At 67.2% G+C, this 19,708-nt stretch carries 20 protein-coding genes; 15 read left to right on the top strand and 5 right to left on the bottom strand.

Annotated features, from left to right (window positions below):
• Positions 1–18: 18 nt before the first annotated feature.
• Positions 19–450: a prepilin peptidase gene (locus ACO1BU_RS06395; RefSeq protein WP_424135120.1), complete on the bottom strand. Its 432-nt coding sequence runs from the start codon at positions 448–450 to the stop codon at positions 19–21.
• A gap of 176 nt (positions 451–626) precedes the next feature.
• Between ACO1BU_RS06395 and cpaB the strand changes: the two genes are divergently transcribed.
• The 11 genes from cpaB (at position 627) to ACO1BU_RS06450 (ending at position 11,081) form a co-directional block, all read left to right on the top strand.
• The gene (gene cpaB / locus ACO1BU_RS06400) at positions 627–1,499 is read left to right on the top strand and encodes a Flp pilus assembly protein CpaB (RefSeq protein WP_424135084.1); all 873 of its coding nucleotides are present in this window, start codon (positions 627–629) and stop codon (positions 1,497–1,499) included.
• Positions 1,499–2,902 (top strand): type II and III secretion system protein family protein, encoded by a 1,404-nt coding sequence (locus ACO1BU_RS06405; protein WP_424135085.1) that lies wholly within the window; start codon positions 1,499–1,501, stop codon positions 2,900–2,902. The genes cpaB and ACO1BU_RS06405 overlap by 1 nt, the downstream gene beginning before the upstream one ends.
• Positions 2,903–2,910: 8 nt before the next feature.
• A complete protein-coding gene (locus ACO1BU_RS06410; protein ID WP_424135086.1) occupies positions 2,911–4,122 on the top strand; it encodes a P-loop NTPase family protein in 1,212 nt (403 codons plus the stop codon).
• A complete protein-coding gene (locus ACO1BU_RS06415) occupies positions 4,119–5,444 on the top strand; it encodes a TadA family conjugal transfer-associated ATPase (protein ID WP_424135087.1) in 1,326 nt (441 codons plus the stop codon). Before ACO1BU_RS06410 ends, ACO1BU_RS06415 begins: the two co-directional genes overlap by 4 nt.
• Positions 5,441–6,328 carry a type II secretion system F family protein gene (locus ACO1BU_RS06420; RefSeq protein WP_424135088.1) on the top strand — a complete coding sequence of 296 codons (888 nt, stop codon included), beginning with the start codon at positions 5,441–5,443 and terminating at the stop codon, positions 6,326–6,328. The genes ACO1BU_RS06415 and ACO1BU_RS06420 overlap by 4 nt, the downstream gene beginning before the upstream one ends.
• Before the next feature lie 2 nt (positions 6,329–6,330).
• A complete protein-coding gene (locus ACO1BU_RS06425) occupies positions 6,331–7,251 on the top strand; it encodes a type II secretion system F family protein (RefSeq protein WP_424135089.1) in 921 nt (306 codons plus the stop codon).
• Positions 7,248–7,976, top strand: coding sequence for a tetratricopeptide repeat protein (locus ACO1BU_RS06430; RefSeq protein WP_424135090.1), 729 nt, complete (start codon positions 7,248–7,250; stop codon positions 7,974–7,976). The genes ACO1BU_RS06425 and ACO1BU_RS06430 overlap by 4 nt, the downstream gene beginning before the upstream one ends.
• 256 nt (positions 7,977–8,232) lie before the next feature.
• Complete coding sequence (locus ACO1BU_RS06435; RefSeq protein WP_424135091.1) at positions 8,233–9,921, top strand: TadG family pilus assembly protein; 1,689 nt, start codon at positions 8,233–8,235, stop codon at positions 9,919–9,921.
• A 69-nt stretch (positions 9,922–9,990) separates the two neighbouring features.
• On the top strand, positions 9,991–10,209 hold the full coding sequence (locus ACO1BU_RS06440) for a Flp family type IVb pilin (protein ID WP_424135092.1): 219 nt from the start codon (positions 9,991–9,993) through the stop codon (positions 10,207–10,209).
• Positions 10,210–10,261: 52 nt separating this feature from the next.
• Positions 10,262–10,642 carry a TadE/TadG family type IV pilus assembly protein gene (locus tag ACO1BU_RS06445; protein ID WP_424135093.1) on the top strand — a complete coding sequence of 127 codons (381 nt, stop codon included), beginning with the start codon at positions 10,262–10,264 and terminating at the stop codon, positions 10,640–10,642.
• Positions 10,626–11,081, top strand: a complete 456-nt coding sequence (locus ACO1BU_RS06450; RefSeq protein WP_424135094.1) for a prepilin peptidase — start codon at positions 10,626–10,628, stop codon at positions 11,079–11,081. Before ACO1BU_RS06445 ends, ACO1BU_RS06450 begins: the two co-directional genes overlap by 17 nt.
• Here the strand turns inward: ACO1BU_RS06450 and ACO1BU_RS06455 are convergent.
• Both ACO1BU_RS06455 and ACO1BU_RS06460 read right to left on the bottom strand, forming a co-directional pair.
• Positions 11,061–11,195 (bottom strand): hypothetical protein, encoded by a 135-nt coding sequence (locus tag ACO1BU_RS06455; protein ID WP_424135122.1) that lies wholly within the window; start codon positions 11,193–11,195, stop codon positions 11,061–11,063. The two genes, ACO1BU_RS06450 and ACO1BU_RS06455, sit on opposite strands and share 21 nt — an antisense overlap.
• A 291-nt stretch (positions 11,196–11,486) precedes the next feature.
• Positions 11,487–11,660, bottom strand: coding sequence for a hypothetical protein (locus tag ACO1BU_RS06460; RefSeq protein WP_424135095.1), 174 nt, complete (start codon positions 11,658–11,660; stop codon positions 11,487–11,489).
• A gap of 535 nt (positions 11,661–12,195) precedes the next feature.
• On the opposite strand from ACO1BU_RS06460, the gene ACO1BU_RS06465 reads away from it, so the two are divergent.
• A complete protein-coding gene (locus ACO1BU_RS06465; protein WP_424135096.1) occupies positions 12,196–13,677 on the top strand; it encodes a glycosyltransferase family 4 protein in 1,482 nt (493 codons plus the stop codon).
• Positions 13,678–13,734: 57 nt separating this feature from the next.
• Here ACO1BU_RS06465 and ACO1BU_RS06470 read toward each other — a convergent pair whose 3' ends face one another.
• Entirely contained in the window at positions 13,735–15,174 is a 1,440-nt protein-coding gene (locus tag ACO1BU_RS06470; RefSeq protein ID WP_424135097.1) for an NAD-dependent succinate-semialdehyde dehydrogenase, read from the bottom strand.
• Between the two features lie 14 nt (positions 15,175–15,188).
• Positions 15,189–16,736 (bottom strand): acetolactate synthase large subunit, encoded by a 1,548-nt coding sequence (locus ACO1BU_RS06475; RefSeq protein ID WP_481133213.1) that lies wholly within the window; start codon positions 16,734–16,736, stop codon positions 15,189–15,191.
• A gap of 212 nt (positions 16,737–16,948) precedes the next feature.
• On the opposite strand from ACO1BU_RS06475, the gene gabT reads away from it, so the two are divergent.
• Genes gabT through mobA form a run of 3 tightly spaced genes read left to right on the top strand, consistent with a single transcriptional unit; the run spans position 16,949 to position 19,306 of the window.
• On the top strand, positions 16,949–18,298 hold the full coding sequence (gabT, locus tag ACO1BU_RS06480) for a 4-aminobutyrate--2-oxoglutarate transaminase (protein ID WP_424135098.1): 1,350 nt from the start codon (positions 16,949–16,951) through the stop codon (positions 18,296–18,298).
• On the top strand, positions 18,295–18,693 hold the full coding sequence (locus ACO1BU_RS06485; RefSeq protein ID WP_424135099.1) for a hypothetical protein: 399 nt from the start codon (positions 18,295–18,297) through the stop codon (positions 18,691–18,693). Before gabT ends, ACO1BU_RS06485 begins: the two co-directional genes overlap by 4 nt.
• Entirely contained in the window at positions 18,680–19,306 is a 627-nt protein-coding gene (mobA, locus tag ACO1BU_RS06490; RefSeq protein ID WP_424135100.1) for a molybdenum cofactor guanylyltransferase MobA, read from the top strand. The genes ACO1BU_RS06485 and mobA overlap by 14 nt, the downstream gene beginning before the upstream one ends.
• The last annotated feature ends 402 nt before the right edge of the window (positions 19,307–19,708 follow it).

Genomic DNA, 19,708 nt, shown 5'->3' on the forward strand with positions numbered 1-19,708 from the left:
CCAGCGCTCACCGGAAGCTCAGGAGGCAAAGATGGCCACCGCGAGCAGCGGCCCGAGAAGCAGCGGCGCAAACGGAATGCCGCGCCCGAGATCGGGGCCAACAGCCTTGCCCTCGCCGGTGCTGCGAAGTCTGCGCACGGTGCCGATCAGCACGGCGCTCAGCAGGGCAATGACGAGGGCGGGGAGGAAGGCGGCCGGCTCCAGCAAGCCGGCAACGGCCGCAAGCTTGACGTCACCGCCCCCCAGAAGCCGCAGGCGCCAAGCCGGCAGCAGCGAGAGACCGCCGGCCAGTCCACTGGTGATCATCGCGCCCGGGTCGTGACCCGATCGCGTCGCGCTCTGCACAACCGCCATAGCGCAGCCCAGGAGCAAGGCACGGTTGCTGATACGCCGGTTGCGAAGGTCGGCGAGCGCGATACAGAGCGCCCAGAGCGCCTCGATCCAAGGCATGACCCGTCCGATGCTGCCCGTCAGGTCGAACTCCCCCAAGATCCTGCCTTTCTCCGCGTCAGCACCGCGAAAGCATCATCTGGCCTCCGTCGGGCCGCAAGTCTGGCGCGCGCGACGAGCCTCGCTCATTCCGCGAGCACGGCACGCGGCCCCGAAGCGGCGAAGGAGGCCCATCCATGATGGATGTCCGCCAAGTCAGCTATATTCTTGGAACGGCGCTTCTGGTCGCAGGCGCCACGCTCGCCCTGCGCCCCGCCCCCGTGCCTGCGCCAGCAGCGCCCATCATGGCTGTGGCACCGGCCGTGCCGGAGCGTCCTGCGGGACAACGTGTGGCCGTGGCTGCCCGCGACATTCCACGCGGCACCTCGCTCGATGCAGGCGTGATCAGCTTTGTTACCATGGAACGAGTGCCCGCCGAGGGAACTAGTTCGACGGCCGCCCCGCTCCTTGGCCGCGTGGCGAAGGAACGGATCGCGGCTGGACAGATTCTTCTCCCGGGGATGCTGACGCCGACCAAAGCCGGTGCGGGACTGGCGCCTTTGGTGCCGGCCGGTACGCGCGCTGTGACCCTGCGCGTCGCGGACGACACCGGCATCGGCTACCTTATCCGCCCGGGTGACAGGGTGGACGTTATGGTAACCACCCGCAGCGGCACCGAAGGGTCACAGCAACTGCCTGACTTGTCCCGCCTCGTCGTGCAGGACCTTCAAGTGCTTGCGGTAGGTGACGGACTCGAGGCCGATGCGAACGCGCCTGCCGGGGCGCGCCGCGAACCGCAACGGACGGTGACCGTCGCCGCCTCGCCCGAGGAACTGCTGCTTCTCGGCCTCAGCCGCGCCGACGGTGGCTACATGTTTGCGCTGCGTAACCCGGAGGATCGGGAGGGGCTCGAGCTGCCACCGACGCTACGCAGCACCTTGCTCGGCAATGCGCCCGATGCCGTTCCTGCACCCGCGCCCTTTGTGGAACGGACCGCCCCCAGCCCCCGCCCTGCTTCTGTCAGGACGGGTCCCGAGATTATTCGCGGAGCCGTCGGAGCCAATCGCTGATGCAGTTTTCGTTCCGACCTCGAGCGCTCCAACTTCTGCTGTACACAGCGGCGGCGATCTGCCTGTCCGAGGTGCAGGCTTCCCCGGCATTCGCACAATCAGGCCCGGCGGGGGCTGTTAGTACACCTTCGAGCCTGCCACCCGCGATCGGGCTGGGTGTGGGCGCGCAGAATATCCTGGAGGTGGGCAATGTCACCCGCGTTGCCATCGGCGACCCGCGAGTGGCGGATGTCTCGCTCGTCGGCGGGCACCAGCTCCGCATTCTCGGCCTCGCGCCTGGCGCCACGGACATCGTGATCTGGCGCGGCAACACGCAGCAGCGTGTCCGCGTCTCCGTCGCTGCGGATCTGGACGGCGTGCGGGCCATGTCCGCCGCCGATCCGAGCCTCGCCGGCGCGCGCATCGGCAGCGAGAACGGGCGTGTTGTCGTTTCCGGCACGGTGCCGGACCTGGAGGCTCATCGTAGGCTGATGGGGATCGCGCGGCCTGCGGGCAGCAATAGCCCGGTCACCGATCTTACCCGCATCACCGGCGATCTGGTCGTGGCCGTCGAGGTGAAGTTCGCCGCCGTCTCGGCAAGCCGCCTGCGGTCCCTGGGTGTGAACTTCCGTGCGCTTGGAAGCAATTTCTCCGCTGCCGGCGCTCCGCCGAGTACCGCTGTTCCGTCCCTCTCCGCCTCCACCATTGGTGTCGGCACGCTCGCAAGCCCAATTGCCGGTGCCTTCAACCTTCTGTTCAGTACCGATGGCGGGCGCGTTCTCGGTGCCCTTTCGGTCCTGACATCGACGGACTACGCGCAAGTGCTGGCGGAACCGACCTTAATCGTCCGCTCGGGCGAGCATGCCTCTTTCCTTGCGGGCGGCGAAATTCCCGTGCCGGTCCCACAGGGATCCCTCGGAGTCACCACGGTCACGATCGATTACAAGCCCTTCGGCGTGCGGCTGGACGTGTCCCCTACTGTGATGTCCCCCGGCCGCATCCTGCTGCGCGTCTCGCCGGAAGTCAGTGAACTCGATTATAGCAACGCCGTCACCCTGCAGGGATTCAGTGTCCCGGCCTTCCGCAAGCGTTCCACCAGTACGGCGGTGGAGCTGGCGGACGGGCAGTCGATCGTGCTGGCTGGCCTGTCCCTCTCCACAACAAGTCAGCTGGACGAGCGCATCCCGGCCATCGGTGAGTTGCCGGTCATCGGCGCGCTGTTTGGACGCAGCCGGGCACAGCGGGATGCGCAGGAACTGGTGATCATCGCCACTCCGCGCCTGGTGCGGCCAATGCAGGCTTCAGCCGTGCCGCCGCTGCCTGGCAGCCGCGACAACCAGACACAGCTGCCGAATGTCGGCGACATCATCCTGCAGCGCAACACCGCGAGCGACGCCGCAGGGCGCTTTGGTTTGATCCGGTAGGAGGCACCGTGGACCATCCCATCCCGCAGCGTGCCGTCGCGGCTCTACCGATGGCGCTTATTGCCAGTGAGGACGCGATCCTGGTGGAGCGCTGCCTTACAGCGCTGGCCGGGCTGGCTACCCTTCACCGCTGCCCTGCCGATACGATCTTGCTGGGGAGCACGCTCCTGGTCGAGCGCCCTGCCCTGATTCTCATCGACGCGGAGGATGCGGGCATTGATCTGGCGGCGATCGTGGCCGCCGCCCGCCGCGGCGCTCCCGCGGCTGCCCTGGTGGTTCTCGGCGATGAAGGCGCCGCAGACCAGGTGCTGGCCCTCATGCGTGCCGGGGCGCAGGACGTGATCGGGCGTGATGCGGCAGAGACGACACTGCGCCGGGCCCTGCGGCCGCGCTTGGCGCGCGGCGGCCCAGCTTCGGGCAATGAGGGCCAGGCCGCCTGCCTTACGCTCTTGGGTGCCCGGGCCAGTGATCCGTCGCGCGAGGTGGCCCTTGCCCTGGCTATTTCCCGCTGTGGCAAGACGAAGCGCCGCGTCCTGCTGATGGATCTCGCGCCCGGAGCAGATGAGATCGAGGTCTCGCTGGATCTGCGTTGCAGCTTTGGCGTGCTCGAAGCGATCAACGATCTCGACCGGCTCGACGCCGCCTTGCTCAGTTCGGCCGCGACCCGCCATGCTGCGACCGGGCTTTCCCTGCTGCCACTGCTGGATTATCGCGGCCTGCAAGGCGTCGAGGCCGCCGATCTACGCACACTGCTGGCGGTGCTACGCAGCATCTATGATGAGGTCGTTCTGCATGCGGGCGCCGATCCGGTTCCGGCCGCGGTGGTTCCGTTATTGGCAGAACAGCGCCGCTGCGCCCTGGTGACAGAACAGTCCCTTGCCAGCGCGCAGGCCGCGGGCCGTTCCCTTGCGCTGATCGAGGGGGCGGGGGGCGATCCGAAAGGCCGGGTCGTGCTCGCCGTCGCCAACACGGATTCACGCATTCTACCGTCGCCTCGTTCGCTTCTCGGCGCGCTCGGGCTGGTCAACATTGTCACCTTGCCCGAAGCCCGCACGGTGCTGCGCAACGGTGCCAACCGTGGCCGATTTCCTGAGGCAGTGACGGCACGCCGGCCTTATCTGCGTGCGCTGGAGGCACTGGGCCGGCAGCTGGACCCGGCGACCGAGACTGCCGCAAAGCCCGCAGGACCGCTGGCCAGACTGCTGCGGAGACGCGCATGAACGATGTCGGTACCGGCCGCGGGGCGATCCTGCTCTCCGACACCTACCAAGCCGCACAGGCCGCGGCCTTCCGGCGCGTTCTGGAAAGGCTGGAAGCAAGTGGACTGAGTGCTGAAAGCCTCGGCCGCCCCGAGTTGCGCGACACGGTAGCGATGGCCGCCGCTGAAGCCTTGGAGACGGTGGGCGCCGCGCTCAACGGGGCCGAGCGCGCCCGCCTGATCGATGACCTGCTCGACGAAGTTACCGGCCTGGGCCCGCTGGAACCGCTGCTGGCCGACCCGACAGTGGATGATATCATCGTAAACGGCCCGCGCAGAATATATGTCGAGCGCGGCGGCAAGTTGCAGCGCGTGGTGGCCCGTTTCCGCGACGACGCCCATCTGATGGCGATCATTCAGCGTATTGTCGGCGCGATCGGCCGTAGGGTGGACGAAGCCTTGCCCTACTGCGACGCTCGGCTCGCGGACGGCTCGCGCGTCAACATCGTCGTACCGCCTGTGGCGATCGACGGCGCGGCCATCTCCATCCGCAAGAACCGCCGCGTGGCGCTGACCGCCCAGGATCTGATCCGGCGCAACGCCATCACGACGGAAGCGATGGATTATCTCTCCCGAGCCGTGCGGGCGCGCTTGAACATTCTGGTCGTTGGCGGCACTGGATCGGGCAAGACGACGCTGCTGAACGTCATGTCCGGTTTTATCGACGGATCAGAGCGCCTCGTGAGCATCGAGGATGCGGCCGAGTTGCAACTCCGCCAGGAGCACGTGGTGCGACTTGAAACGCGGCCCGAGAGCCCCGACGGCCGCGCGGCTGTCACTGCGCGCGAGCTGATGCGAAACGCGTTGCGAATGCGGCCGGATCGTATCGTTCTGGGTGAGGTGCGCGGTGCGGAGGCGGTGGAGATGCTGCAGGCCATGAGCACCGGCCATGACGGCTCGATGAGCACCTTGCACGCCAATTCGCCGCGCGATGCACTGGCGCGGCTGGAGATGCTGCTCGCCTTCAGCGGTCTGCCGCTGGAGCCGCGCGCGTTGCGGCACTTCATCGCCTCTTCGGTCAACATCATCGTTGAGGTGCAGCGCGGGCCGAGCGGCCAGCGCCAGGTGATGCAGATCTCCGAGATCACGGGGGTGGAGGGCGAGGCATACCGGCTGCACGACGTGTGGGCCGTCGGTCAGGTTCCACGCCCCGGGCAAAAGATGCTCAGTTCGCTCTTCGCGGACCGGTTGCAGGACCAGCCCAGTTTCGTGGCGACCAGCGCAAGGAGCTCCGTCCCGCTGGCTCCAGGCCTGGCAGGCATCACCCCGGGGGTGGCGCGATGATCTCGCTGCTGCTTATCCTGCACGGCTTGGTGCTCATCGCCTACGCGGCGCGCGGTGAACTGCTGGAGTATCTTCAGGTAAACCGCCGCCTGCAGCGCTTGACGACAAGGCCGGGCATCACCGAAACCGGATCCCGCAGCAGCTGGCGTCTTCCGCCTGCTTTGGCGGCTTGGGCGGAACGCGCAGGCATGCAACCGGCGCGGTTACCGTTGCTCGCGGGAGGGGTGGCTCTATTTGGTGCCAGTTTCGCGGTGCTGATCGTGCCGGGTTACGGGGTGTTCCTGGGCCCGGCAGTCACCCTCACCCTCCTTTTCGGAGTGCTGCATGTGCGCGTGGAGCGCCGGCGGCGGCAGCTCAGTCAGGCATTGCCCGGCTTTCTAGACCGGCTACGGCAGCAACTTACGATCGGGGCCTCAGCCTCCCAGGCGTTGGAGCGCGCCACTGCTGGCAGCCCGGCAGCACTGCGCGACGTCTTCGCCCCCGTCCTCTGGCGGCTGCGCCATGGAACGACGTTGAATGACGCCCTGGTCTGGCTCGCCGAACGCGAGCGCAGCGCTGAGTTGGGCTCCCTCGCCGCCGCAGTGGCTGCCTCCATGCGCTTCGGCGGCCGGCTGAGCGAGGCGGTGGGCAATCTGGCGCGCACCCTTCGTGACCGCCAGCGCATCGAGCAGGAAATGAAGGCCGCCACCTCGGAGGTGCGCGCGAGTGCCTTCGTCCTCGGACTTCTGCCGATCGGCGTGACCTTCGCCATGTTCGCCATCTCCCCGATTTTCCGGACCTATTTCGGCCCGGGGGGAGAGGGCCAGCCGCTCGTGCCCTGGCTTCTCGGGGCCTATATCACAGGTGCACTGCTCATGCGCCGCATCGCGCGGCCGAAGTTCTGACCATGGATGCGGCCCTCCTTCTCGAGATCGTCGCGATCCTGGCCGGGATCACGCTGCTGATCGTTCCAACATTGAACCGCATCGTTGCCGCCCGATCGGTGGACCGTCGGCTGCACGCGGCCCTGGCCTGGTACGGATCGGCAGGCCTTCCGGACGAGCGGGGTGTGGTACTGCTTCGGCTGCTCAGCGCGACCGGGCGCCTGCTCATCCGCACCGAAGCAGCGCGCGCCGACCTCGCGCAACAGCTCCGCCTCGCCGGTCTATCTGGCGATGTGGCCTACGCCTTCGCTGGCGGGCGGCTCTTCGCCTCGCTCGCTGTCGGGCTGCTGGCCTGGCTGATGAATCCCCTGAGTGCGGGGACGCCAGGGCAGGCCATGGGCCATGCGACCATCGCCGCCCTGCTGACGGCGGTGCTGATCGGACGCGCCCTCTTCATGCGGGCTCGGTCCCGCTCCGTCCGCCTGCGTGCGGAGATGCCGGCTTCCATCCATACGCTGACGGTAGCATTGGAGGGCGGCGCAGGAATTGAGCAGGCGCTGCGCTTTTCTGCCGAGCAGCAGGCCCATCCGTCACGCCTCTTCCAGCGGGCTCTGGTTGCGGCCGTAGCCGATCTCGAGCGCGGTATGCCGCATGACGAGGTTCTGGCACGCATCGGCGAGCGGCTTGCCTCTGATGAGGCGAACGCGATGGTCGAGGTGATGCGGCAGTCGCTGCGGCATGGCACCGAGATCATCCCGCCGCTGCGAGCGCTGGCAAACGACTTGTCGGAACGGAGGCTGGCGGATGCCCGGGGCGCCGTGGGGCGTGCGACAGCGGCGATGACCGTGGTGCTGGTCGTCTGCTTCATTCCAACCCTCCTCGTCCTCATCTGCGCGCCCTCGGTCAGCGGGCTTCTGCGCGTTCTGGGTGATGCCACCCGATGAAGTGTTTTCTTTCCCTTCTCATCCTGCCGCTGCTCGGCGGTTGCGCCGAACTGGCTGCGTCTCTGGATACTATGTCCCTCTCCTCGGAGGGGCGGAACGATGGGCCAACCGGGCCGCAGGAGCGTGATCTCTATCTCGACCTAATTGCCGGGTTACAGGAGAAGGATCTGCACCGCGCCTCGCTCGCGCATCTCGACGAATACGACAAGCGCTTCCGCCCGACAGCACGGTCGTTGCGCCTGCGTGCAGAGGCCTACACGGTGGTCGGTCCTGACTCCCTGGCGGTTGCAACTTGGAAACAACTCATCGGTACGGCGGATGAGGCGGCTGCATATAACGGCCTGGGGCGCATCTATGCCGGAGCCGGGCAGTGGGACGATGCTTCGGACGCTTTCAGGTCGGCCGTGGCGAAGGAGCCGACCAATGCACGCTACGTGAACAACTATGGCTTTGCCCTGCTCCGGGCCGGTAACCGGGAACAGGCGGAGTTCCGCCTGCTTCAGGCGGAGGAACTGGATCGCGACAACGCCGAGATCCGGAGCAACGTCATTCTCGTCCTTCTCGCCAATGGCAAGTCCACGGAGGCAGATGCGCGGCTCGCACGCATCGCCGATGCGGGAGCGCGCGCGAACCTCCGCCGCGATGCGGTACGGGTGGCTGCGGCCCTGCCACCTGCACGGCGCTCTGTTCCGGCAGACAGCCCAGAATCGGAGAACCACCTGTGAACCGTTGGCTTGCCGGGATCACGCTTTTGCTCACCGCTGCCTGTGCACCGAGGGCCGAGGAGCAGGTGCCCGTGGCCACGCCGCGCAGCGTTCTTGAGATGCAACTCCGCAGCCGCGCGACCATGCCAGCCGGCCCAGGCATCCCGGGTGCAGAAGCGCAGCGCCTGGACGGCAGTGCGCGGCTCGAGAACGGCGCACGCGGCCTGGAGACGGGCCACAGCGGTGAGCCGGCAACGCCATGGGGCTCATCAACCCGATGAGCAGGCGAGCCGGTTCGGAAGATGGCGCCCTTGGGATTCTGGCGGCCCTGGCGCTTGCCCTGATCATTGGGCTGGGCGCGTTCTCCGCCGATCTGGGGCTGGTCTACTACCGGCAGCGGGCACTTCAGGCCGCTGTGGACATGGCTGCTCTCGCCGCAGCCCGCGCGCCGGACCGGGCGAATGAGTTTATCGCCTCTGCGCTGGAATCGCAGGGCATCGAGGCGGCGACCGCAACCGCTTCCATCGGGCATTATCAGGAGCGGACGGACCTGATTTCCTCGGAACGCTTTCAGCCTGGATCGAGTTCGGACGGTGCTCCCGCTGTGCTTGTGACGGCGGAAACCGATGTTCCCCTCGGTCTCGCGCGCATTTTTGGAGTGTCCACAATACGGGTTGGCGCGCGCGCAACGGCCGTGTACCAGCCAGTGGCGGGCTTCACCCTAGGCAGTGGTACGGCTTCGCTCGGGCCTGGGGGCGTGAATAGCCTTTTGGGCGGCCTCCTCGGCGGCAATCTCAGCCTGACGGCCGCGGACTACACCGGACTTGCCCATGCGCAGATCGACGCGTTGAAGTTCCTCGATGCGCTCGCGGTCAGCACAGGCCTTTCGGCCGGCACCTACGACCAGCTTCTCGAAACCACCCTCTCGGCCCGGGCTATCCTGGACGCAGCAGTGTCGGCTCTGGGATCGGGGAGTGATGCTGCCGCTTCCTCCGCCCTTATTCAAATCGCCGCTGCGGCTTCGCCCAGTGGCTCGATCGGCCTCGGAAAGCTGCTTGACCTCGGCTTTGCGAGGGACCGCACGATCGGCAGCATGGCGACTGGGCCCTATGCGACGCTCTCAGCGAACGCCTTTGATCTTGTCTCAGCCGTGGCGTCACTCGGCGGCACCACCGCAGCAGCGGTGCCGGTCAGCCTTAACATTCCGGTCGTCGGATCCGTCACCGCCTATGTCAAACTGGCGGAACCACCAGTCGCCGCACCAGCTCCTCCGGCGGAGGGGCGAGCCGTTCTCGGCCCGGTCGGGATCCGAGCCTCGACCGCGCAGGTCCGGGTACTGATTGAGATCACGCTCCTCGATACCGGCATTGGCCTGAGCGGCGTGACCGTGCCGCTTCTGGTCACCGTCGCCGAGGGTGCAGGCATGTTGCAGAGCATCACCTGCGGCAACAATCCCGCGACGGACACCGAGGTCGCCATAACAGCCACAACAGGTCTCGCCCGCGCGCAGATCGGTGCAGCGACAATGGGAACGCTCGGCGCGCCGACCGTTCCGGCCACCCTGCCACCGGCCGAGGTCAACGGTGTTCCTGTTCTTGGCCAGATTTTCGACTTCCACCTGCGCGCCGATGCGCAGGTCGGTTCCGTCACGCAGGACCTTGCCTTCTCCGCCCAGCAGATCGGCAGACGAGAGCCGCAGACCATTCAGGCCAGCGGGATCATCAGCACCCTAGGCACGACGCTGGCTAAGTCGCTTACCGTTACGCCCGTGCTGCTCGGTGCGGAAGTTCCGGTGACTCCCCTGACCAGCCTAGTGACCAGCGCCCTCGTGAAAGGACTGACTCCTGTGCTGGAGCGTCTCGACACCGCGCTCGACGCTCTACTCGCCGCAGTGGGCGTCAAGCTCGGAACCCTTCAGGTCACCCCAACCGGAGCGCGCTGCGGTGCGCCAGGGCTGGTGACCTAACCCGTTCCTCCATCGGCCGCGCCGGAGGCCGTGGAGTTTTACCGCCGGTATAGTACATAGGAGAGAGTCATGCCTTCAGCGATCAAGCTTTGCATCAAAATGATCAAGAAGCTGCGCGACGACGAGCGTGGCGCATCGGCAATTGAGTACGGACTCATAGCGGCTGCCGTTGCCCTGGTGATCGCTACGAGCCTAACCAGCATCAGCACGAGTGTGGGATCGATCTTCTCGAATATTAGCACCGCGCTGCAGGCCGCAGCCGGCGCTGGGGGTGGCGCCGCCGATTAGAGCTGAGCCAAATCCGGTGGCATGCGCACAGGATCAGCGGGAAGGAGGAGCGGTGGCGGTCGAGTTCGCGCTCGTTGCCCTGCTCTTCTTTGTGCTGCTGTTTGGAATCGTCGTCTACGGTGTGCAGTTCGGTGCTCGCATCGCCGCCACCCAGGCGGCGAGCGAGGGTGCGCGAGCGGCCGTCGCCGGACTGACTCCTGAGGAACGCAGCGATCTGGCGGATAGTGCCGCTCGGGCCGTCATCAATCGCTACGGCGCCATCTTCCCTCTTGGAACGGTCACCGTCCTTCCTCCTGTTGTCACGGATGAGCGGGTGGAGGTGACGGTCCGTGTCGATCTTTCGGCATTCGGGTTTGACGGGCTCGCCTCGCTGCTCCCACTGCCCTCGAGTCAGCCTCAGGCGACAGTGGGCGTACGTGTCGGCGGCTTCTGACGCCCTCGGCACGGCGCTCGGCCTTGCTGCCTGGGGTGTCCTTCTCACTCTCGCGGCAACCGACCTACGCGAACGCCGCCTTCCCCTGCCGCTGACCCGTGCGCTGATCGGCTTAGGCTTGGCGTCGGCCGCGGTTAACGGCGGATGGGCCGCCCTGGGTTGGGCTGGTTGCGCAGCCTTGCTGGCCGCTCTTCCCTTTCTGGCGTTGCAGCACCTGCTGCCCTCCAGGCCCGCTTGGACCTTGGGCGGGGGAGATGTTCGACTGGCTGCGGGGCTTGGAGCTTGGCTCGGTCTGTCCTCGGCCTGGTCAGCGCTGGCACTAGGCTGTGCGCTCGCGGTGGTGGCTGGCCTGCTCCTGCGCGGGCCAGGCCGGGCTGCGCTGCCCTTCGGCACCTGCTGTGCTCTCGGGGTAATGCTCCTACACCTGCTGCCACACTGAATTGCCGCCCAGGTAGCGGAGCGGCAGCTTCAGGCCCCCCTTTGCATTGAGGTTGCTCCGCTCTGGTGAGATGCGCCAGCTGAGACAGAAGCGCGGCATCTTCCACGCGGCCATTCCCGCCACGGGCTCCTGGCACGGCGTCGCTCGCGCGACGCTCCTGCGAATGCCGCTCCATGGCGAGCCGTGGCCGGTGGTGCACGCCGTTGCAACCCGCGCGTATCCGATGCGGCCGGTCCGCCCGGCGGGGACCCGGGCACTCTCGACCAAAACTTTCAGCAGTAGCCAGCTCGGCACCGAGGCTCGGCCAGTGCTTCGCCTTGCGGGGCGCGCCAATTCTCCAAGGGCCGAAGCACAGCATGGTCAGTCATCCGAAACTCCGCCCAGCGAGTGTCCTGGCGCGTCGGGTCAGGCGCCGGCCCCCTCCGGCGCGTCGGCGACCTGCGCGCCGTGCAATACCTCAAGCATTGCCATGAGCGCCTCGTCGGCCATCTCGAGCCCATTCTCCTGCGCATGTTTCGCGAGGCTTCGAATGATCTCGATGGTCACATCCGACAGCGGCGACGAGATCGACTGCGACATGCTTCCTTTTCCCTCAGGGGATTCAGGGTCTCTATTCCACCTAGCTTGCCCGCCATGCGCCGGACTGCAAGGAAACTTGCGGGGATGCAGCGGTCAGAGCGGGAACCGCCGACGCATTGTGCCTTCCGTGCAACAGGTGTGGCGGCACCGCCCGAGCTTCTGAATCCGCGGCGACGGACCTGCCCCGCCGCGCCATCCCTCCCTGTCCGCCGGACCAGATGACTTCCGGGGGACTCTCACGGTCCGGACGCACCGGGGCCGGCAGGAATGATCGTCAACGATCGTGTTATCGGTTTCCCTGGCCGGGCTCATAGCTATGGCCTAAATCGCGGTCGTGCCGGCCGCGACGATCTAGCATCGCACCGGAAGGATCGAGCCAAGCGCGGGTGAGCTGAAGCGGCTCCGCCGACCCGAAGACGGAAACCAGAGGCTTGCCTCTCTGCTGATTTTCGGCGACCAGCCACTTCATGACATGGAAGACGGGGTTTCGTTACGGTCCGTCACCCCGCTCCTCCCTTCGCCGGAGCCTACGACGATGACGACGATCTGGATCGATGTGGAGGATCTGTTCGACTATGCCCGGGTCAATCCCCGGCCGAGCGGGATTCAGCGTGTCGAATATGAGATCTGCCGGTGCTTGGTGGCCGTGGCGGGGCAGAAGGTGCGCTTCCTCCGGCATACTGCCGACGGCAGGGGCTTCTCGGACGTACCCTGGTCGGCGGTGGAGGCCCTCTTCGCCGGGCTGACGGCCCCGAAGGCGAGCGCGGCCGCGGCTGCTTTCACGCCCGCCGCGGGGACGCTGACACCCGCGGTGCCGGAATCCATGATTGTGCCGCCACGCCGCCTTCGCCGGCGCATGCTAAGCTGGGTGGCCCGCCGCTTCCCCCCCCATCTCCGGACGCCCCTAGGCGATGCCTTGCTGCAGCAGATCGGTGCGGTCCGGAGTGTGCTGCATGCCGGGCACATTGCTTGGGACAGCCTCTTTCCCCGCAGGCCCGCACCCGCCCTCCCAGCCCCTGAAGCGCTTCCCCCCGCCATCGCAACTTCGGAGGAAGAGGCCGCGCCCGCCGCGAACGCCTTCGACGACACCCAGCGGGGCGACATCCTCCTCGTGCTTGGCTCCCCCTGGTTCCACAGAGACTATGCCGAGTTGATCGAGACGGTGAAGGCAGAGAGGGGCTTGCGTTTCGGCGTACTGCTCTATGATATCATTCCGCTGCGGCGCCCCGAATTCTGCGATGCTGGCCTAGTCGGGATCTTCGATCACTGGCTTAGCACGGTGCTGCCGCACGCCGATGTTCTGATGGCCATCTCCGAAGCCAGCGCGAAGGATATCGACGCCTTCGGCAGGGAGAAGGGCTGGAGACTGCGGATGACGCCGGTCGCGATCCCTATGGGAACCGGCTTCGGCACCCCCGCCCCTGCTGCCCGCCTGCCCGGCCGCGAATATCCGGAGCCCGGCACCTACGCCCTGATTGTTTCCACCATCGAGGCCCGCAAGAACCACCTCCTCCTTTTCCGCGTCTGGCGCCGGATGTTGGCAGAGATGCCGCGGGACCGCGTGCCCACTCTCGTCTTCGCCGGCCGCGTCGGCTGGATGGTCGCGGACCTGATGCAGCAGATCAAGAATGCGAACTACCTGGACGGCAAGCTCATCGTCTTCCAGGACCCGACAGATGGGGAACTGACCACGCTCTATCAGGGCGCGCAGTTCACACTCTTTCCCTCCTTCTACGAGGGCTGGGGACTGCCGGTGACGGAGAGCCTCGCCTTCGGCAAGCCCTGCATCATCTCCAGCACCACCTCCCTGCCCGAGGCCGGCGGAACGCTTGCGCGCTACTTCGACCCTGAGAACACCACCGAGGCCTACAAGGTCATTCGCGAGGTGGTGGAGGACCCGGAGGGGCTGCGGAACTGGCAGGCGCGGGTCGCGCGTGAGTTCAAGCCGGTATCCTGGGACGAGGCCGCGCAGGCTGTATTGCGCGCCCTGGAACACAAGGTCCCCGCCGAGGCCTGAGGGGCCTCGGACCAAGGGGGCCGGGCGCGAAGCCCGGCCCACCCTGCGAGAAGCGTGCTACAGCCCGGCCTGGGTGACGAGCTTCGTCACCAGATAGGGCTCGATCGCCTCCGCTCCGCCCTCGGAGCCGTAGCCGCTGTCCTTTACGCCGCCGAACGGAAGCTCCGGCAGGGCAAGGCCGATGTGGTTGATGGTCATCATGCCCGTCTCCACACGGGCGCCCAGGGCCTGTGCCGTGGCGGTGGAGCTGGTGAAGGCGTAGGAGGCGAGGCCGAAGGGCAGCCGGTTCGCCTCCTCGACAACCTCGTCCAGATCGGAGAAGCGGTTCACCAGAGCCAGCGGACCGAAGGGCTCCTCATTCATGGCACGCGCATCCCGCGGCACGTCGGAAATCACGGTCGGCTCATAGAAGTAGCCCTTGTTGCCGATCCGCTTGCCGCCAGTCTGCAGCTTGGCGCCGCGCGTTACCGCGTCCTGAACCATTCCCTCGATGGCGGGAATGCGGCGCTCATTGGCCAGCGGGCCCATGGTCACGCCCTGCTCCATGCCGTTGCCGACCTTGAGCGCCTTCGCATAGCTGGTGAAGCTTTCCAGGAACTCGTCGAAGGAGCGCTCCTGGATCAGGAAGCGCGTGGGCGAGATGCAGACCTGGCCGGCATTGCGGAACTTGGAAGCCGCCAGCAGCTTCGCTGCCTTCTGCACATCGGCATCGTCGAAGACAATCGCCGGCGCGTGGCCGCCCAGTTCCATAGTGGCACGCTTCATATGCTGCCCGGCCAGCCCCGCCAGCATCTTCCCGACCGGGGTAGAGCCGGTGAAAGTGACCTTCCGGATCACGGGATGCGCGATGAGATAGGAGGAGATCTCCGCCGGCACGCCATAGACCAACCCGATCACGCCCTTCGGCACACCGGCATCCACGAAGGCCCGGATCAGCTCGGCCGGGGATGCCGGCGTCTCTTCCGGTGCCTTGACAATGATCGAACAGCCAGTCGCCAAAGCGGCGGACAGCTTGCGCACAACCTGGTTGATCGGAAAGTTCCAGGGCGTGAAGGCCGCGACGGGGCCAACAGGCTCGCGGATCACCAGCTGGTACACACCTTCGGCGCGGGCCGGCACGATGCGGCCATAGGCGCGGCGCCCTTCCTCCGCCATCCACTCGATCGTGTCACCGGCGGCCAGGGTTTCCAGCTTCGCCTCGACCAGCGGCTTGCCCTGCTCGGCCGTCATCATGGCGGCGATGGCGTCGGCGCGGCTGCGCAGGATGTCCGCCGCCTTCCGCATGAGCTTGTACCGGTCGAAGACCGAGGTCTTGCGCCACAGTTCGAAGCCGCGCTGCGCGGCCTCAAGCGCCTCGTCCAGATCGGCCTTCTCGGCATGGGCGACGGTGCCGATTACCTCCTCGGTCGCGGGGTTGATCACCTCCAGCACCTTGCCGGAGCGTGCATCGCGCCACTCGCCATCAATATGAAGCTGGACGTTTGGATAACTGGCCATGCTGGTTGCCCTTGTCAGATAACGAGTTCGATGAGGAATGGGCCGTCCCGGCTCACACTTTGCGAGAGAAGGTCGCCGCACGCCTCGAGCGTGGTCGCCTGCGCGGCCTCCACCCCCATGCCCTGCGCGATCTTCACCCAGTCGAGGTCAGGATTCCCGAGGTCGAGCATGTTCATTGCCGTCGGCCCGGGATTGGCGCCGACCCCCGCATATTCGCCGATCAGGATCTGATATTTGCGGTTCGACAGGATGATGGTCGTAACCGGCAGTTTCTCCCGCGCCTGGGTCCAGAGTGACTGCACCGTGTACATCGCCGACCCGTCGGCCTGGATGTTGATGACCCGCCGCTGCCCGCCCGAACCGATCGCCGCGCCAGTCGCAACGGGCATGCCATCGCCGATCGCGCCGCCAGTAAGCTGGAGCCAGTCATGCGGGGGCGCCGCGTGGGTCTCGGCGAAAAAGCCTCGGCCGTAGGAGACGCTCTCGTCCGAGATGATGGCGTTTTCAGGCATCAGCGCGGCGATGGTGCGTGCCAGCCCCTCAGGTGTGGGCGCGCCGCGGGCCGGCTCAGGCCGCGGGCCGGGATCAGCGATGGCCACCTGCGGCGCACCCAGCTCATCGGCCAGCGCAGCCAGCGCCGCCTCGGCATCCTGGTCGTAGCGCGTCAGCACATGCACCTGGGCGTCAGGCGCATAATGGCGGGAGGGCTTGCCGGGGTAGGCGAAGAAGCCGACCGGTGCCTTGGAATTCACGAGGATCAAATGCTCGTACTGGGCGAGCGTTTTGATCGCCAGGTCCGTCACGTAGGGAACCCGCTCCAACTGCGGCCGCCCACGGCCCCGTGGAACGCGCGCATTGGACATCTCAGCCAACAGCTTCGCCCCCGTTGCCTGGGCGATGCGCCAGGCCAGGGCCTGCGCCCCTTCCCGAAGGGCCAGGCCACCCACCAGAATCAGGACGTTCTTCTTCTCCCGCAGCACCCGCGCGGCGTTGCGGATCAGGGAAGGGTCCACGCTGGCAGGAGTCGGTACCGGGAGCGGCTCTGCCACCACCCCACCTTCGTCCCAGGAGGTATCGGAAGGCAGCACCAGCGTCGCGATCTGGCCGGGCGAGGTGCGGGCCGCCTGCACCGCCACTGCCGCGTCCCGCCCGACATCGGCCGAGGAAGCGCAGGTCCGTACCCAGGCCGAGACCGGCCGTGCCCAGCCCTCGGTGTCCGCCGTGAGCTGCGCGTCGAAGGGCCGGTGATAGGTGGCCTGGTCGCCCACGATATTGACGATGCCGCTGCGTGCCCGGCGGGCATTGTGCAGGTTGCCCAACCCGTTCGCCAGGCCGGGGCCGCAATGCAGCAGGGTGCAGGCTGGCTTACCGGCCAGACGGTAATACCCGTCCGCCATGCCGGTTACGACGTTTTCCTGCAGCCCCAGCACGCAGCGCATGCCCGGGATCTGATCCAGCGCCGCGACGAAATGCATCTCGCTGGTGCCGGGATTGGCGAAGCAGGTATCCACGCCGGATTTCAGCAGCGTGTGGACGAGACTATGCGCACCGTTCACCGGCATCGACTCCCTTCTGAAGGGCGCGCAAGTTGCGCCCGCGGGGCGCCCCCTGCAAGGCGGCCCCTGCCTCACGCGGCCGCGACAGGGTCGGGCGGCGGCCGGAAGGCCTCCTCGGGCGGACTTTCCCTGGCTTGTGTTGTTTCGCTCGTTTGAGCCTTGCCCCGCCCGCCCGCCAAGGGCAGTTTCCACTCACCGCGCGAGGGATATCGGGATCCATGGGCACCACCATTTCAGGCGAAACCACCGCACCGATCCAGGAGGGCCCGACCAATGCCGCCCTGCAGGCGCGCCGCGAGGCGGCGGTGCCGCGCGGCCTGGGCATCTCCCTGCCCGTCTTCGCCGCCAAGGCCCAGGGCTCCGAGGTCACGGATGTCGAGGGCAAGCGCTATATCGACTTCGGCGGCGGCATCGCCGTGCTCAACACCGGCCACCTGCACCCCAAGGTGAAGGCGGCCGTGCAGGCGCAGTTGGAGAACTTCTCCCACACCTGCATCCAGGTGACCCCCTATGAGAGCTATATCCGCCTCGCCGAGCGCCTGAACGCCATCGCGCCGGTCCGCGGCCCGGCCAAGACGATCTTCCTGACCACCGGCGCCGAAGCGGTGGAGAATGCAGTGAAGATCGCCCGCGCCCATACGGGCCGGCCGGGCGTGATCGCCTTCTCCGGCGCCTTCCATGGCCGCACGCTGCTCGGCATGGCGCTGACCGGCAAAGTCGTGCCCTACAAGGTCGGCTTCGGCCCGATGCCGGCCGATATCTACCACCTGCCCTTCCCCGTGGCCTATCACGGCAAGGAGGTGGCGGACACGCTCGACGCGATCGAGACGCTGTTCAAGTCCGACATCGACCCGAACCGCATCGCCGCCATCATCATCGAGCCCGTCCAGGGCGAGGGTGGCTTCTACCAGGCGCAGCCGGAGCTGATGCAGGGGCTGCGCGCCATCTGTGACAAGTACGGCATCCTGCTGATCGCCGACGAGGTGCAGACCGGCTTCGCGCGGACCGGCAAGATGTTCGCGATGGAGCATACGGGGGTGAAGGCCGACCTCGTGACCATGGCGAAGTCCCTCGCTGGCGGCTTCCCGCTCTCCGCCGTTTCCGGCACCGCGACCATCATGGACGCCCCGGGCGTGGGCGGCCTGGGCGGCACCTATGGGGGCTCCCCTCTCGGCTGCGCGGCGGCGAACGCGGTGCTGGACGTGATTGAGGAGGAGGGCCTGATCGAGCGCGCCAATGTCATTGGTGACCTGATCGTCAGCCGCATCAAGGAGTTGCAGGCCAGCAACACGCTGACCGGCATCATCGGCGATATCCGCCAGGTTGGCGGCATGGTGGCGATGGAACTCGTGGCCAATGGCGATGCCGACAAGCCCGATCCAGACCTGACGCGCGCCCTGGTGGCCCGTGCGGCCGAGAAGGGCTTGATCCTGCTCTCCTGCGGCGTGCGCGCGAATGTCATCCGCTTCCTCTGCCCGCTGACCACCTCCGAGGCGCTGGTCAACGAGGGCATGGACAAGCTGGGCGAGGCGCTGCGCGAATGCGTGGCGGAGCGCACCGGCGCATGATCGAGAATTTCCGCAGGGCGCTCTTCTACGGCGCGCCCTGCGGAGCTCTTTCGGTGATCGTGTTCCGGGATTCGACGCTGTTCCTGCTGCACCACGTCGCGAAGGTCATGCCGCTGGCGGCCTATATCCAGACGACCGGGCCGCACGGCCTGCCCTGGCTCGCCTGGTTCTGCCTATGGGGCGCGTTGGGCGGCCTCATCATCGGCCTTGCGCTTCGTTTCCTGCCGGTGCCGGACCTCATCACCGGCGCGGTGATGGGTCTGGTGGCCGCCTATCTGCTGCCGCAGCACCTGCCGGCGAGAACGCCGCCCTGGGTCCTGCCCCTGATCGGGGCTGGCTGGGGCTGGGGCTCCGTTTTCCTGATGCGGCCCCTGGCCCTGCGTGGCCGGAGCTAAGCCGCCGACCGAGCCACCCACCCTGGGCGTCGTGCTGGCCGGCGGGCTGGCGCGGCGTATGGGGGGTGGCGACAAGACCCTGCTGCCGCTGCAGGGGCGCCCGATGCTGGCGCATCTGCTCGAACGCCTCGCGCCTCAGGTGGCGGCACTGGCGCTGAGCGCAAATGGCGACCCGGCCCGCTTCACCTCCGTCGCGCCGGGCCTGCCTGTGTTGCCCGACACCATCCCCGGCCATCCTGGCCCGCTGGCCGGCATCCTGGCCGGGATGGATCACGCGGCTGCGCTGGGGCTGGACTGGGTGCTCTCCGTGCCTGGCGACACGCCGTTGATCCCGCCCGACCTGGCTGTGCGCCTGCACGCGGCGCGGGCCCCGGTCGCCTGCGCGGCCTCCCAGGGGCGTGCGCACCCGCCGGTGGCCGTCTGGGCAGTCGCGCTGCGCGACGATCTGCGGGCCGCCATAGCCGCCGGGGAAGGCAAGGTCAGCCGCTGGGCGGCGCGGCACGGCTGCGCCCGCGTGGAATGGCCAGGCGATCCCTACTTGAATGTGAACACGCCTGAGGATCTGGTCGCTCTGGCGGACTCTCTCGCTTCAAGTCGGAACAAGCCGGTCTAGGGTGAGAAGCGGATCGAAAGCGGCATCGGATCGGACAAGTAGGGCAGCCGCAGCCTCCTCGGCCGGGGCTGCCCCTGATGGGACCGAACCGCCCGGCCAGGCCACGCTCTGAAACTGCCGGCCTAGCTTGGCCTTTATGGGCCGAGGAGAACGCCATGCAGCAGGCTTCTGGGACCCTCTTCCTTGCCCAAGTGCCCGCCATCATGACTGCCCCAAGGGAGGAAAAAGGCGATGGCCGGACGTGAAGACGAAGAGCAGGGCGAATATGCTTCGCCTGCCTGCTTCCTCCACGAGTTGGATCCGGTCTTTGCTGGCCTGACACCTGCAACGGCGAACCGGACGCCGGGCGGCTGTCAGGGCGGGGCCTTGGCTGAGAACAGGCATCCGGGCAAGGAAACCAGG

The organism is Roseomonas chloroacetimidivorans (assembly GCF_049629625.1).
GTDB classification, from domain to species: Bacteria; Pseudomonadota; Alphaproteobacteria; order Acetobacterales; family Acetobacteraceae; genus Roseomonas; species Roseomonas chloroacetimidivorans.